The following is a 13800-nucleotide window of genomic DNA, read 5'->3' on the forward strand; positions in this document are numbered from 1 at the left end:
CCCCTATCCTACCATCATTATGGGCAATCACGTTGAAGAAGGAGACGTCCCCGCTCTCTCCGTGATTCATAGAATGGTTCAACCAAAAATTAAATTTGCAATTCCTGCAAGGGAAGACATATTAAAAAAAGATTTTTTAATCAAAGAGTTTAGACCCAAAGGTACTTTAAAATTGATTTTAGGAATGATCGATAAAACAAATCTAATTCCAATTTTTTTAAAATACATCGGATGTTTTCCAGTCAAACGTCCGTTTCGAGACAACGCTAGAGAACTTCTAAAAAGTGGAGAACTTAGAAACATGGTCGACCAAGAATGGAATTCTTTAGTCGAAAGAGTTTCTTCCGGTAAAAATCTTTTTTTATTTCCAGAAGGAACCTACAATCATGACGGTTATCTGAATCAAATCAAAAAAGGTGTCTATTTTATTCGGACAAAAATCAAAGACGTTCATTTTATTTCGTTCACCCTCACATACGATTATATTTCTGCAAAAAAAACACAACTTCACATCGCCTATGGAGCGAATTTTGACATTCCCGAAAATGCAAATAGCGACGAGGTAATCAACATCGTAAAAGAAAGACTAGGAAAAAATTATGTAGTTACTCCAGGCAATCTTCTTTCGATGATTTTAATGCGACTGAATACCGAAGCAGCGATCGGGAAAGAAGTACTTTTCAAACGGTTGCAAAATTTCGCTACAGAAATCAAAAGAAGAGGAAAAGAAATCCACGTTTCTGGAAAGTTATTCTCCTCTCATTTGGAGAATAACTTTCAGAACATTTTAAAAAAAGGATTAGAAAATAAACTTCTAAAACTGAACGGAAACGGAGAGGTGCTCGGAACCGAAAAACTGATTCAGCAAGAAGGAGACATTAGAAATTTAAAAAAAAGAAATATACTTTTATATCATTCAAATCAACTTACTTATCATAAATCCGAGTTGGATAAAATTTTTCTTTCTTTAACTTAAATCAAGGATATGAAATCAGAATGGGTTTTTGGAAGCGGTTATTTTCCTCAAAAAAAAATTTTCGATCCGCGGCAAAAATTTGGATCGAAGATCCAGAAAAATTACAGAAAAGCATCCATCGGATCTTAGACCTACTATTTAATTCTACTCTCAAAGAACTAATGCCCGAGAAAATTTCTTTTTCTTTGGAGTCCTTAAGTGGTGTTAAAATTCCAGAAGATAAGATCAGAATTATATTAAAAGAAATTAATATCCAAGAAACTTTTGCTTTCCGTTCGACTTCGGATGCGATGAGTTTAGAAACCCAAGAAGCGATTTTAAAGCTCGCCGCCGGGACCGTAGCGGCTCCGTCCAAATTTTTTCTGATGAAAATTCTAAATCAATCTCCCATTCAAGAGATGTTTTCTTTAGGTTTAGAAAAGATACTATTAGAATTTAATAAAAAACTCAATCCTCTTGCGGGTATGTTTCAAGCCGCTGGTTTTGAAAAACAAATCTCAGGTTTTCTTTCCACTTTACTTCCTGGTTTTACCGAAAAGATCGCTGAAATGATCCACAACTCTTCTGAAAGTGAAGCGGGTAAAATTTTTATTTCTAATACGTTAAAAATTCTTTTTCAAACCGGCTTTTCCGATTTAGGTCATTTAGAATCTTCTGACTTTAAAAAACATCTGGAAGAACTTAAGGAAGCAATTTCTAAAGATCCTATTTTAGAAAAGAATTTAGAAAAACTTTATGAAACTTTTAGAGACACAATCTTAAATGAATACAGAGGAGAAACTCTGAAAGAATTTTTAGGTTATTCCGAAAAGGAATACATTCTTTTTAGGGACTCAATTTCTAAAACAGTCGCCGAAAACATTCTCGCCATTCATAAACAAAAACCTCTGACAGAGCTGGTTGCCGGTCTTTTAGAGGACATACTGGGATGAAAAAAGTAATCAACCAAATCAGTAAGGCTTTGGAATACCTGGATAAACTAGGTACTGGCAAATCCTTTCAGCTATTTCGTTCTTTAGGTTACGAAAAGTTATACTCTATTTCCGAAAAAGTGGATCATAAAAATCTTCTTTATATCAGTCAAAATCTGAACGAGAAAACGATCATAGAATTTTTAAACCGTATTCCGGAAGAAATATTAATTGATCTTATTTCGAAAGTTCCTCCAGAAGATATTACGTATTTTGCAAATAGTATTCCTATGGACGACCTTATTTTATTGTCCACTTCGATTCCCCCTAAGTTTATTGCAGAGATGTCTCTGAAAACCGGGAAAGAATCTGCTACCGAACTTTTAAAAAACATAGGAACACAAAAATCTATCGAATTGTTAAACGAAGTAGGAATTCAAAATTTCATTGAACTTTCCTTAATAGTTCCTACCATTCAACTAATTCCTATCGTTCGAGAATTGACTCCTAAACAATCTGGGATTTGGGTTCGCAAAAGAGGCATCGAAGATATTCCCAAACTGATCGAAGCGTTTGGTGTTCAAAATCTTTTAGTATTTTTAAGAACTCTAGGTTTTGAAAAAAATATTCATATCATGGACGTATTAGGCTTAGAAGAATTGATTGAACTTGCATATACAATTTCCGGAATGAAACTTCCGGGATTACCCACATCAGGCAAAAAACAGAAAAAAGTCTCTAAAAAAATCCCAAAACAATCTAAAAAGAAAACCGCATCTTGGAAGAAAAATATTAGAAAATTCTAATATTTTTAATAAAAAGCCAACACTCCAGTCTATATCGAATTGCTAAAACTAAATTTTATTGTTTTTAGAAGATTTCGTTATTTTTAAAAAAATTATCCGTTAATTTTCGATACCATTTTCATGCATCTGAGTAGTAATTTGTGAAAATTCCCACAAATTCCAATTTTGAAAAAGTCTTTATTAGAGTTGTTGAAGAATCTCATAGTTCAGATAAACAAAATTGCTTCAATCAACTGTTTCTATGAAACAGAAATGAATGAAGAATTAATTTTTCAACAACTCTATTATAAATTTAAACAAATCAGCTTAATATTTATTTTTGATATGGATTACTCGGACGCACGAAAATAATACTTATGCTGAATTTGTTTCAAAACTTAAAATGTCGAATCTACTTAAAAAAGTTAATATGGATAGTTGAGTAAATCAGAATATAGTGCACTTTTTAAAAGAATCGATATTTCACTGATTCTTAACGAAAATCAATAGATGCTATAAGCAAAAACGATTAAATATGGAAGTTAAAACAACATGTTTCCTAACCAACCTGTAAAAAGAAATACTTTGTGCCTCTATAATCATATTTGCCAAACTTTACTATTCAGATTCATACTGTAAAAGACTCACACAAATTGTTCGCGGATTTTAAAAATGAATTAATACTTCATCTTTCTTTAAAATTAAATCCCTTACATAAACTTTGAGAAATATTTTTTTATTTTCTAAATTTGTTGCTAAATGATCTTTTTTAGTTTCTTATAATAGATAAGAACTTCTCCAAGGAGACAAATATATGAAAGTGAACGAAGGAAGTATTGATCGAATCTTACGAATTATTGTCGGTATCGGTTTAATCGGTTTTGGATATTGGTTTCAAGGTTCGGTTGGAATTGGAATGATGGTTGTAGGTCTCATTCCCTTAGGAACCGGATTGGTAGGATGGTGCCCAATGTATTCTATTTTAGGATTCAATACCTGTCCGTTAAAAAAATAATCCCGATTCAATAAACCGAAGTTTTATTTTTAAACTTCGGTTTAATGCAAAATTCTTAGAAATATTCAATAGAGTGCCGCAATTTTGAGTGCAGATATAAAAACTCGGTTTAGTTATCAGATAAGTATATTAGAGTTGTTGAAAAATTAATCCTTCAACTGTTTCCGTTGCATTGAAATAGAAAATGAAGCAGTTTTGTTAAACCCCACTACTATGACTCTATACATTCCTCTGAGCAATTTCTATTCTGCAAATTCTAAATTCCTGTTCTCAGGACTGTTAAACCAACGTAACGCTGTTTTCGAAACCAATTTCCATTTTTGCGGTTCGTCAAAATGACTATGAGTTCCGGGAATTAGATAAAGACGTTTTAATGGAGTATGAATCTGATTTAAGAATATTTGATTAGATTCAATACTTTTGAAATCTAGCTCCCCTAGAATATTCAAAACTGAAATTTCACTAAATACCATATTTAAAGGAGGCAAACCATCTCCAATCAAAACCAGACTTTCAATTTCCCCTTTTAAAATCGACACCGCGCGAAAAATTCTATCTGCAACGTTTGATAGACCCAAATAAGAAAATTGTAATTCTCTTGTCTCGGGTAAACTTCTAAGTTGAGAAGTTATTTGAATCAATCTATCTGCTAATAAAGATTCATCAAATCGATTTGCAGCAATTCTTTTTTCATCTTGGGTTAATAATTCAGGTACAAAAAAAGTAGCAATTGTACATTCGTTCAAAATGTCTCGAAGTTGGATGAATTGGTTGTAGTATCTTTCATTCCTCTCTCCTAATACAATAATTACTAACAACGTAGAGTTTTTCGGACATCGTAAATCTCCTCTGATTTTGATTTGATTTACTGGAACAGTTAAAGTTTGCATAATATTCTTCCTGTTGTTGGATTCGATATTCTAAGCGTGTAATCCAACAAAAGTCAACTGGCGAAGGGAAATTCTGCAAATATATGGGTTTTACTGCAAACTAAGAGGGTAAAAATAACAGAACTTTTTGCCAACTTTAGCACATTAGGTGAAAACTATGATAGAATTTTTCAAAAACCTTACTCTAACAACTCTTTGATCTTAGAAATATATTTTCTCCCAACGGGTAACTGAGTTTCCTCTTCATCTTTTAAATAAACAATATAATTTCCCATATTATCACTTTGAAGATGAGAAAGTTTTTCTAAATTTATGATGTATTGTTTGTAAATTCTTAAAAATTTAGAGGGCGGTAACTTAGATTCCATACTTTTCAAAGATTTATACGTTACATATTCTCTGGAATCGGTATGCACTAAACTGAAATTATCCCTGGACGAAATATAATTGATTTCTTTGTAGGGAATTAAGAAATGATTTTCTTTTTCAAGTATAAATAGTCCGTGTTCATTGAACAAATTCTTCACAACCGGTTCCGCTTTTCTTTCTAAAAAGCCAACAGCTCGGTCAACCGCTTTATAAAAACGTTCTTTCGAAAAAGGTTTTAAAAGATAATCGATAGCTCCCATCTCAAAGGCATCTATGGCTTTATCTCGAAGCGCAGTTATAAAAATGATATAAGGTGGGGCTTCTAATCGTTCTAGAATATCCAATCCGGAAAGTAATGGTAAATTGATGTCAAAGAACGCAAGATCAACTTTTTCGGAAAGAAGATACTCCAACGCTTCTTCTCCATCCTTTGCCACTTTCGAAAGTTTCAACTCCGGACGGGAAAGACAGAAATTAACTAGTAATTCTCTGGTGGGAGCCTCGTCTTCAACGATAAACGTTTTCCATTCTCTTTTGGCGTCAGTCATAATCTAACCTATTTCAAAATTTCAAATGCAGGTATTCATACCAAAATACAAACGAAAAAACAATTTAAAACCTAGTAAACTTTGGTGGAAGAACAATTATTTACTTTGAACTTGTCCCAAAACCTCAAAATGTGAGAGTTACTGCAAAATTTAACAAGATTAGAACTACTCGAAAGTTTGCAAAGTGCCACATGTGAACTAATTTATAGGAGCTACTGCGTTTTATTAAAAATTTCTAAAGAATGATCGCATAAAATTCTTTGAGATTTTGGGATAAATTCTTATTTAAATTTAGGATTTTGAAATGAAATACTAACTAAAGTACCACCTTGCGAGTGATTTTCGATTTTAACTTCTGATTCGTAAAAATAAAATTTAAGACGCTCTGATATGTTTATAAGAGTTCTGGAATGTGTCTGATCCGATTTTAAACCGACCCCGTCGTCACGGATCACTATGTAAGTTTTTCTCTCATTGGTAAATGCATTAACCGATATATTACCTTTTCCTTTCTTATTTCTTAACCCATGTAAATAAGAATTTTCTACAATTGGCTGAATAGTCAAAGGAGGAATCTGGCAGTTGGAAAAATCTCCTGTCTTTTCTACTTGTATATCTAAAAAATCAGAAAATCTAAGTTTTAATAAAAGAAGATAATTTTGCATAAATTCCCATTCTACTTCAAAAGGAATCAGTTGTTTGGTCGCGTGATCCGTCAAAAAACGATAGTTATCGGCTAACATTAAAATGGCGGAATCGGCCATCTCCGGATTAGTCTGCAAATACGAATGAATAATACTTAAAGTATTAAATAAAAAATGTGGACTCATTCGATCTTGAAATGCTTTAAGATTGTTCTCTGCGTGCCTTGCCTTCTCCTCGGTTTCTTTTCTTTCAGTTATATCATTTCGAATCGCTAGATACTGATAGGGTTTTCCTTTCTTATCTAAAATTGGAGAAATAGTCGTGTCTACCCAGTAAAATCTTCCGTCTTTTGCCTTGTTTTTAATTTCTCCTTTCCAAATTTTTCCCTTAGAAATTGTTTTCCAAAGGTCTATAAAAAATTCTTTAGAATGATACCCAGAATTTATGATCCTATGATTTTGTCCTAGTAGTTCATCCCGCGAATATCCACTTATATTACAAAAATTCTGATTTACATATATGATCGTTCCGGTTCGATCTGTAAAAGCAACAATCGAAACAGCGTTCAATGCGGTTTGAAAATCAGAAAGTTCTTTCAAAGAACCTGTTAACTCATGTTCAATTTCTTTTGTTGGAGTAATATCCACTCCTACAAACCATTTTTCCGAACTAGATTCACAAGATAAATTAGAAAGAGATATAGTTTTTGTTTTTCCATCTTTTGCAAAAAATTCCAATTCCCAACTTTTAAAATCAGAATTGAAAATTTTAGAATTAATTTCACTAAAAGGAAGAACATTCAATTTTTTGAATAATATTTCCTGTATAAATTCGTCTTTATTAATCACTTCCTTTTTTGTATATCCCAAAACCCGTTCACATTCAAGATTCCAAGAAACAATTCGAAAAAAACTGTCTACTGCCATAAACAGAACTGGCATATTTTCTAAAACTTTCCGAATACCTTCTTCACTTTCCTGCAAAGAACATAATATTCTCTTTTCAGAAATCAAATCTCCAAAATACTGATTGATACAATTTAAATAAGAATCTATAGTTTCCGTTTCAATTATTCTATCTTTTTCAAAATACAAAAGAAAGGTCCCCATAATTTCATTCTCTTTTAAAACTGGAACAATTAGAACCGATCGTAATCGGTCCCTCAATTCAACGGGAATCGAATATGTGAGATCTAATGAATTTTTCCATAGAATATTCTTATTTGTTTTAGAGTTTAGTATCCACGCTTTTGGATCTGTTTTAAATAAAGAAGTTAAAGAGAGTTTTTTTTCTTCCAATACATTCTCTATTAAGGAATCGCTCAAGTCAGCTTTCAAAATAAAACAATCAGAATGAGAATCAAAAAGCCAAATTTGGCTATATATGTTTCCAACTTTGACAGATAATCTCTCCAAAGTTATTGAAAGGGATTTTTCCAAAGAAATATTATCCCCACATAAAGTGGAAAATAGTTTTAAAAAATCCATTGTCAATGTTAGTTGTTTTAATTCTCTTTCGATTTTTTTCATCTTAGATTATTTTCGTTCGAAGTTACGGTTTTTTCGATCAGAATCTATCATAATAATGAAATAAAAATATAGATATAAATCCGAAAACCCTGCAAATCCGCAGAATCCAATCAATTCCGAACGGTTTATCCCAACGTGTCTTGACGGACCTAAAACAAAATGATATAAAATTTTTCACAAACAACAACTATAAGGAGATTTTCAATGAATAGTCTTACGAAAGTACAAGACCCATTTTTAAACTTTAATGATATGGAACATTTTTTTCAAAACTGGAATGATAATTTTCATAGGAATGGCGTCAGACACATCCCCGCTATTAATGTAAGCAAAACAAAAGACGGATATGAACTAGAATGTGCAGCTCCGGGCCTGGAAAAAAAAGATTTCAAAATTGATTTAGACGGGAGCCTAATAACAATCAGCGCCACGAAAAAAAACGAATCTAAAGAAGAAAATAAACACTACAGCAAAAGAGAATATAATTATTCTTCCTTTTCTCGCTCTTTTAACTTACTGGAAACAATTGATAAAGATAAAATTTCCGCGAAATACGAAAATGGGATCTTAAAACTTAGTCTTCCAAAAAAAGCAGAGGCGGGTAAATTAGAACATAAAATTAATATTGAATAACGACAAATTCGCCAAACAATAATTTGGCGGCATTTAACTTGAATTTCTCCTAAATTGGTAAATCGAATAACGATAAATTTAAGACCTGCAAAAGGAGGTCTGCTATGGGCCATCTTACAAAAACAAAAAATCTAAACTACATCGATCCTTTTTTTCAAGACTGGGATAATTTTATCCATAAAAATTGGGTTTTAAATTCTCCAGATGTAAATGTACATCAGATGTTCGACCGTTATATACTGGAATGTGCAGCACCTGGTTTAAAAAAGGAAGATTTTAAAATTGAATTAAATGGAAATCTTCTTTCGGTTGAAGTTTCCAAAAAAAGTTTATCTGAAACAGAATTGAACTATTCTTCTTTTAGTCATTTTTTCAATCTTCCACAAATAATCGAATCGGATCAAATTTCAGCAAAATATGAAGACGGAATTCTAAAATTAGAACTCCCGAAAAAACAAGAGTCCGAGCAAACAAAATTGAAAATTAAAGTTTACTAATTTAATCAAACCACCAAATAATAATTTGGTGGAGTTTTGTTTTTATGTAGGTTTAAGGTATTTCTAATTTTTTTTTCGCCACAACCAACTCTTCCGTACTTTTACGAAGAGAAACTAAACGTTCTTCCATAAGTTTTAAAGAAGAACCCTGATCATTTTTACGAGAATCTTGAAAAAATTTCATACTATACTCTAAAATCTCAACCATATCTTCCGTTTTTTTGATTTTAGAATCCAAATAAAATTCCATTTCAGGTCTTACGACTTCCCTTCCTTCCAACAGTGCCATTCGAATTTCAAACATTCTTTCTTCATCTTTTTTACGTTTGTCTTCTTGTTTTTTAGTCAACTCTCTAGGAATCAGCGAATTGTTTGGAAAACGATCTGCAAATGACTTTAGTCTTTGAATCACTTCTTTTCGAATTCTATCTTTTTCCTCAAGGGACAAACTAGAATATCCGTTCTTTGACAACGTTGTTTCTGAAGTTTCCTTCGAAAAAGACAAGTCTTCCGACTCGGTAAAGTTCAAAAAATTTCCGGATTCAAATAGAGAGTTTTCTTCCCTAATTATGGTACTTCGACTGAGCCCGTTTGACAGTTTTATACTTTCAGAAGAATCATTTTTGGAAACTTTCTCTTCTTTTAAGAAAAGCAAACACACAGAAGAACATAAGAAAATTAATAAAATTGAATATAATATTTTTTTGTTCATTTAGAAGACTGCAGAGGTAAAAAAACTCTAAAATTACTCCCTCCATTCACTCTGGATTCTAAAGTAATTTCTCCATTCATTTTGTGAAGAATTGTTCTAGAAATCGAAAGCCCCAATCCCGTGCCCCCAACCCTTTTGTTTCGATCGTTTGGAATTCGGAAAAACCTCTCGAACACTTTTTCGATATATTTAGGATCGATTCCTACTCCTGTGTCTTTGATATTAATTTCCAGTTTGTTATCACCGGTGAATTTTACCATTTTGATTTCGATTTTTCCCTTTTCTGTATATTTGATCGCGTTTACGAAAAGATTTGTAATCACCTGAGAAAATTCGAAACGAATCCCACGAACCTTCAATCCTTTGATTAGATCGAGTTCTACAACCAAACCTTTTTCTTTTGCGGAAGGTTCATTTGAATATAACACTTCCTCAACCACCAAAGCTGGATCAAAGTTTTCAACCAAACCAGAGTTATCTTCTCCACGAACTTCCTCAAATTTTAAAAGATTTTCTATCAGGTGATTGAGTCGTTTGATGTTTTTTTCAATCACGTCCAACATACCGCTTTGATCGTTGGATAAGGAAGTGTTGATCTCAGTTCTTAGAAGTTCAAAGTAACCTTGTATGTTTGTCATCGGAGAACGTAGTTCATGACTGATATTAGAAATGAATTCGTGTTTAGCCTGCTCCGTTTCTTTTTTTTCAGAGTCATACAAAATATGAACCTGATATATCTTCCTGGCTCTTTCAAACAAAGCCGTGATACTCAAAGAAACATCCATCTCCGACTTATCCCTCAACTTCATTCTTGCTTGATCCACACGAAGCATCGTTTCCAAAGACTTAGTCGGAGTTGACCAATCTCCCATCTCCTTGATACCAGGAAACAGATCTTCTAGTTTCAAATTATGCACGTTATCTTTACTATAACCGGTCAGGCTTCGGAAATTATAATTTCCCGCAATCAACGTTCCAGAAACAGAATCCAATAAAATTACCGGAATAGGAGAAAACTCAAATAAATAATTAAAACGATCATCCAAGAATTGAAGTTCTATATTTCTTTTATCCATCTCGAGTCCCTGCATCATCAGAACGTTTTCAAATGCAGATGATCGGACTTCTTGAGCACGAATATCTTGAAATAAAAAATCTAATATGGAATTGATTCCAGTTCTGATTGCAGACGCAGTTCCTTTAAGAGGTAATATAGGTAAACGTACTCCTTTTTTAGAATTGTAGATATTCAAAACCAAATTATGAATGTCTGAAACTAAATCTCCTAACTCTCTTCGATCTCCAGCTTTTTCCAAGATTCTATTGGATTCGTCTTCTCTGCGGAAGTGTTCTTCCATCAGTGCTGTCTTTTTTACTTTCAACGCTTCGGGATATGTAGGAATTGGATCTTTAGCGGCCAAATCAAGAGCTTCTAAAAGAACCGACGGAGGATCCGTTAGATGTTCTATAGCTCTCCAATAAATACTTCCTAAATAATTTAACTCTTCGAGTGTTGCAACCGGAGAAAGAATCTCTTTTAGGTCCTGAGAAGGTTGTTTATAAAAATAATGAAGTTGTTCCAACTCCACTTTGAAACCAGGTATGTTTTCCTGAATTACGTGTTCTGTAGAATCACTCGTGTTTTCAATTAAAGCTTCGATTGCACGATACAAAGCAGTCTGGACCTTATTGATTTTATCCGGATATGTCTTCGCAAACTTTCCGTTAAACGCAAGTATGTTGACCGGAAGACGATACGGCGGTAAATCTCTGCCTTCTGAAATTCTAAATCCGTTATTTAAAAAGTGAAACTCTTGAACTGAACCGATAAATCCAAGAGTTGTAGTCTGTGCAAATTCATATTCTAAAAGATAAGATCTGGAATAAATGAACTTATAAGAAATTTTTTTACGAAACCGACTAGAATTTATAAACTCTCGAGCCAGTAGTTTATCCACCGAAGTATTTTGTAATACGGGTATTAAATACGAAGTCCCTTCCAAAATAGAATCTGTGCTTGAATTGTATCTGGAATAAAAAGAATGAATCATTCGAGAGAGAATCATTCCTCGAACGATGGATTTGTTCGGTACGGTTTTTTTTAAATGAAGATCTAACCAAGTGGTAAACGGGATTTCTCCCACTTCTATTTTTCCTGAACTTAAAAAAGCTAAAATCGCGTCGTAACTTTCTAAAACTCGAATCTGGACCTGAATTCCTTCCTTTTCGAAAAAACCTCTAGATTTAGCATATAAAATTGGAAACGCGGATATTCTGGATGTGACGGCAATTTCAATCACAAAAGACAATATTTCCTAAGCTGCTGATTTATCAAGAATCCCTTGAAAAAGTCAAAAAAAGATCATGATTTTGGAAGAATCTTCCGAGAGACATAATATGAGAATTGAAGAAATTCCAAACGTACAATTGGTCTTAAGTAGAATCCAGGAAATCGAAAATCGTTTTGTAAAAGAAGCTCCAATTCAATCAAAAGAACAAACATTTGACTCTATTTTAAAAGCGGAACGGGAAAAATCCATTTCCAATTTTGAAAAGGAAAAAAGTTTCGGCAAAGATCTAAAAAATATAGAACCAAGTCTCTCCAAAATTATCCACCAAGAATCCGAAAAAAACAATCTTGATCCTAGACTGGTTCAGAGTGTTATCAAAGCAGAATCTAATTTTAAAACAGATGCGGTTTCTCCCAAAGGCGCAATCGGTCTAATGCAACTCATGCCTTCCACTGCAGATTCACTTGGAGTTGAAGACCCTTTTGATCCTGCGGAAAACGTGGCAGGAGGAACTAAATTTTTGAGCGACCTTTTGAACAAATACAAGAATTTAGATCACGCTCTGGCTGCTTACAACGCTGGTCCCAGCGCCGTAGATCGTTACTCCGGAATTCCTCCTTACAGAGAAACTCGTAATTACGTGGAAAAAGTAAAAAAGTTTTATTCTTCAAAGACTGAATAAAACCCGTTCTATAATATTTCAAACATCGTATATTCTAATTTTAAAATAAACTTAATAACTGCTTGATCTTATTTCAAGAAAAACAAATATCCTTTTCAGATTTAACGGTTACTTTAGAATCCAAACGAACCCTTCCATCAAGCCGTATTGATTTCTTTTTCTTTGTAAAATAATTCAAATAGAAAGTCGTTTTTTATAAATTCAGACACGAATGGCTTGGATTAAAAAATATCTTTTCATATCTATGAATTGTATGATAGTTTTTGCGTTTTAAAAGTTCAAAGATGTATAATAGTTTAATAATCTTTAAACATATTCAATTTAGATCCCATAGACTATTTAAAATAGATTCAATTACTTTTTCGAAATAGTGAGTGACACTATCTACCGTTTTAACTTTTATAGGGAGCAAAATGAAATCGCTTAAATCAAAGATAAACTTACGAACAAAAGATAACGTTATCTCTGAAGCGATGATTCGCAAAAGAGATCGGGCCGCTACCGAAACGGCTATTCTTTTAGCGGCTATTCAAGTTTTTGCAAAAAAAGGTTACGATGGAGCGAATACTAAAGACATAGCAAAGGTTGCAAATGCAAATGAAGCTTTGATCTTTAGATACTTTGGAAATAAAAAAGGACTTTTAGAAGCGATTCTCACTCGATCAGAAGAAATCAAAAAAGAGAACTCTAATCGCATTTCTGAAAACTCAGAAAGTTATTTGGATTTAGAAACAAGTCTTCAACGTATGATTAGTCGTAAATGTAAAGACTTTAAAGAAGCCGAAGACTTTATGAAAGTTGCAGTAAGTCAGGTCATTTTAGATTCTGAAGTAAGTCGAATCATTCAAAAGAAAATTTATACAAAAATCATTCCCGAATTTATGGGAGAATTGGAAAAGTTTAAAAAAGTAGGTAAAATCGATTCTAAGGCAGACTTAAAATCGGTTGCTTATGCGATCTCTTCTCTTACTTTTGCTTTAGGTTTTATGGGCCAGTGTGTATATAAAATACCTCACACTGAAATTCAAGCCACCATCAAAGAAGCCTCAAGAATTTTTAGAAAAGGTTTAGAACCGGAAACAGCTAAAAAAAAGTCTAGATAACGTTAGTTTGATATATGATATGTAGAACTACTTTACAAGTAAAGATTTCTATACTTTAAAAAAGTAAAATATTTCAATATATCTGATCAAATTTTAAACACAAAAAATCATAACCCCCGAACAAAAATACGTTATGTGCAGTTGTATGATTTTAAAGATAAAAGTTTTCCTTTCAAACTCCAATTGAAATTTAAAAGGAAAACTTAGAAATTTA

The 13800-nt window shown here is 32.7% G+C and carries 13 protein-coding genes (1 of these 13 running past the window's edge); 8 read left to right on the plus strand and 5 right to left on the minus strand.

Annotated features, from left to right (window positions below; translation table 11 throughout):
- From LEP1GSC059_RS09480 to LEP1GSC059_RS09500, 4 genes are all read left to right on the plus strand, one after another.
- Positions 1-976, plus strand: partial view of a 1-acyl-sn-glycerol-3-phosphate acyltransferase gene (locus tag LEP1GSC059_RS09480; RefSeq protein WP_020980657.1) — the 3' portion only. The gene continues 167 nt to the left of window position 1, outside the view; 976 of the gene's 1143 nt are visible here — the last part of the coding sequence; its start codon lies beyond the left edge, outside the window; the stop codon is at positions 974-976.
- A gap of 20 nt (positions 977-996) precedes the next feature.
- Positions 997-1908 carry a hypothetical protein gene (locus LEP1GSC059_RS09485; RefSeq protein ID WP_020980679.1) on the plus strand — a complete coding sequence of 304 codons (912 nt, stop codon included), beginning with the start codon at positions 997-999 and terminating at the stop codon, positions 1906-1908.
- A complete protein-coding gene (locus LEP1GSC059_RS09490) occupies positions 1905-2693 on the plus strand; it encodes a magnesium transporter MgtE N-terminal domain-containing protein (protein ID WP_002179715.1) in 789 nt (262 codons plus the stop codon). The genes LEP1GSC059_RS09485 and LEP1GSC059_RS09490 overlap by 4 nt, the downstream gene beginning before the upstream one ends.
- A gap of 793 nt (positions 2694-3486) precedes the next feature.
- Entirely contained in the window at positions 3487-3687 is a 201-nt protein-coding gene (locus LEP1GSC059_RS09500) for a YgaP family membrane protein (protein WP_002179936.1), read from the plus strand.
- A gap of 242 nt (positions 3688-3929) precedes the next feature.
- Here the strand turns inward: LEP1GSC059_RS09500 and LEP1GSC059_RS09505 are convergent, their stop codons facing one another.
- The 3 genes from LEP1GSC059_RS09505 to LEP1GSC059_RS09515 form a co-directional block, all read right to left on the minus strand.
- Entirely contained in the window at positions 3930-4577 is a 648-nt protein-coding gene (locus LEP1GSC059_RS09505; protein ID WP_002180014.1) for a hypothetical protein, read from the minus strand.
- Positions 4578-4756: 179 nt separating this feature from the next.
- Positions 4757-5494, minus strand: a complete 738-nt coding sequence (locus LEP1GSC059_RS09510; protein ID WP_002179774.1) for a LytR/AlgR family response regulator transcription factor — start codon at positions 5492-5494, stop codon at positions 4757-4759.
- A 281-nt stretch (positions 5495-5775) separates the two neighbouring features.
- Positions 5776-7668: a PAS domain S-box protein gene (locus LEP1GSC059_RS09515; protein ID WP_017213449.1), complete on the minus strand. Its 1893-nt coding sequence runs from the start codon at positions 7666-7668 to the stop codon at positions 5776-5778.
- 204 nt (positions 7669-7872) lie between these two features.
- Between LEP1GSC059_RS09515 and LEP1GSC059_RS09520 the strand changes: the two genes are divergently transcribed.
- Together LEP1GSC059_RS09520 and LEP1GSC059_RS09525 are read left to right on the plus strand one after the other, a co-directional pair.
- Entirely contained in the window at positions 7873-8301 is a 429-nt protein-coding gene (locus LEP1GSC059_RS09520) for an Hsp20/alpha crystallin family protein (protein WP_002180045.1), read from the plus strand.
- 104 nt (positions 8302-8405) lie between these two features.
- Complete coding sequence (locus LEP1GSC059_RS09525) at positions 8406-8798, plus strand: Hsp20/alpha crystallin family protein (RefSeq protein WP_002179744.1); 393 nt, start codon at positions 8406-8408, stop codon at positions 8796-8798.
- Between the two features lie 52 nt (positions 8799-8850).
- Here LEP1GSC059_RS09525 and LEP1GSC059_RS09530 read toward each other — a convergent pair whose 3' ends face one another.
- Positions 8851-9510, minus strand: coding sequence for an LIC_20245 family lipoprotein (locus LEP1GSC059_RS09530; protein WP_036057406.1), 660 nt, complete (start codon positions 9508-9510; stop codon positions 8851-8853).
- Positions 9507-11819: an ATP-binding protein gene (locus LEP1GSC059_RS09535; protein WP_002179918.1), complete on the minus strand. Its 2313-nt coding sequence runs from the start codon at positions 11817-11819 to the stop codon at positions 9507-9509. The genes LEP1GSC059_RS09530 and LEP1GSC059_RS09535 overlap by 4 nt, the downstream gene beginning before the upstream one ends.
- Before the next feature lie 55 nt (positions 11820-11874).
- Here LEP1GSC059_RS09535 and LEP1GSC059_RS09540 point away from each other — a divergent pair, with 55 nt between their 5' ends.
- Together LEP1GSC059_RS09540 and LEP1GSC059_RS09545 are read left to right on the plus strand one after the other, a co-directional pair.
- Positions 11875-12483: a lytic transglycosylase domain-containing protein gene (locus LEP1GSC059_RS09540; protein ID WP_017213446.1), complete on the plus strand. Its 609-nt coding sequence runs from the start codon at positions 11875-11877 to the stop codon at positions 12481-12483.
- A gap of 413 nt (positions 12484-12896) precedes the next feature.
- Positions 12897-13586: a TetR/AcrR family transcriptional regulator gene (locus LEP1GSC059_RS09545; RefSeq protein ID WP_002180006.1), complete on the plus strand. Its 690-nt coding sequence runs from the start codon at positions 12897-12899 to the stop codon at positions 13584-13586.
- The last annotated feature ends 214 nt before the right edge of the window (positions 13587-13800 follow it).

The organism is Leptospira noguchii serovar Panama str. CZ214 (assembly GCF_000306255.2).
In the GTDB taxonomy this organism is placed as follows: domain Bacteria; phylum Spirochaetota; class Leptospiria; order Leptospirales; family Leptospiraceae; genus Leptospira; species Leptospira noguchii.

Coding starts and splice junctions, on each gene's coding strand:
- LEP1GSC059_RS09485 (WP_020980679.1), top strand. CDS start 997: ATGGGTTTTTGGAAGCGGTTATTTTCCTCAAAAAAAAATTTTCGATCC.
- LEP1GSC059_RS09490 (WP_002179715.1), top strand. CDS start 1,905: ATGAAAAAAGTAATCAACCAAATCAGTAAGGCTTTGGAATACCTGGAT.
- LEP1GSC059_RS09500 (WP_002179936.1), top strand. CDS start 3,487: ATGAAAGTGAACGAAGGAAGTATTGATCGAATCTTACGAATTATTGTC.
- LEP1GSC059_RS09505 (WP_002180014.1), bottom strand. CDS start 4,577: ATGCAAACTTTAACTGTTCCAGTAAATCAAATCAAAATCAGAGGAGAT.
- LEP1GSC059_RS09510 (WP_002179774.1), bottom strand. CDS start 5,494: ATGACTGACGCCAAAAGAGAATGGAAAACGTTTATCGTTGAAGACGAG.
- LEP1GSC059_RS09515 (WP_017213449.1), bottom strand. CDS start 7,668: ATGAAAAAAATCGAAAGAGAATTAAAACAACTAACATTGACAATGGAT.
- LEP1GSC059_RS09520 (WP_002180045.1), top strand. CDS start 7,873: ATGAATAGTCTTACGAAAGTACAAGACCCATTTTTAAACTTTAATGAT.
- LEP1GSC059_RS09525 (WP_002179744.1), top strand. CDS start 8,406: ATGGGCCATCTTACAAAAACAAAAAATCTAAACTACATCGATCCTTTT.
- LEP1GSC059_RS09530 (WP_036057406.1), bottom strand. CDS start 9,510: ATGAACAAAAAAATATTATATTCAATTTTATTAATTTTCTTATGTTCT.
- LEP1GSC059_RS09540 (WP_017213446.1), top strand. CDS start 11,875: ATGATTTTGGAAGAATCTTCCGAGAGACATAATATGAGAATTGAAGAA.
- LEP1GSC059_RS09545 (WP_002180006.1), top strand. CDS start 12,897: ATGAAATCGCTTAAATCAAAGATAAACTTACGAACAAAAGATAACGTT.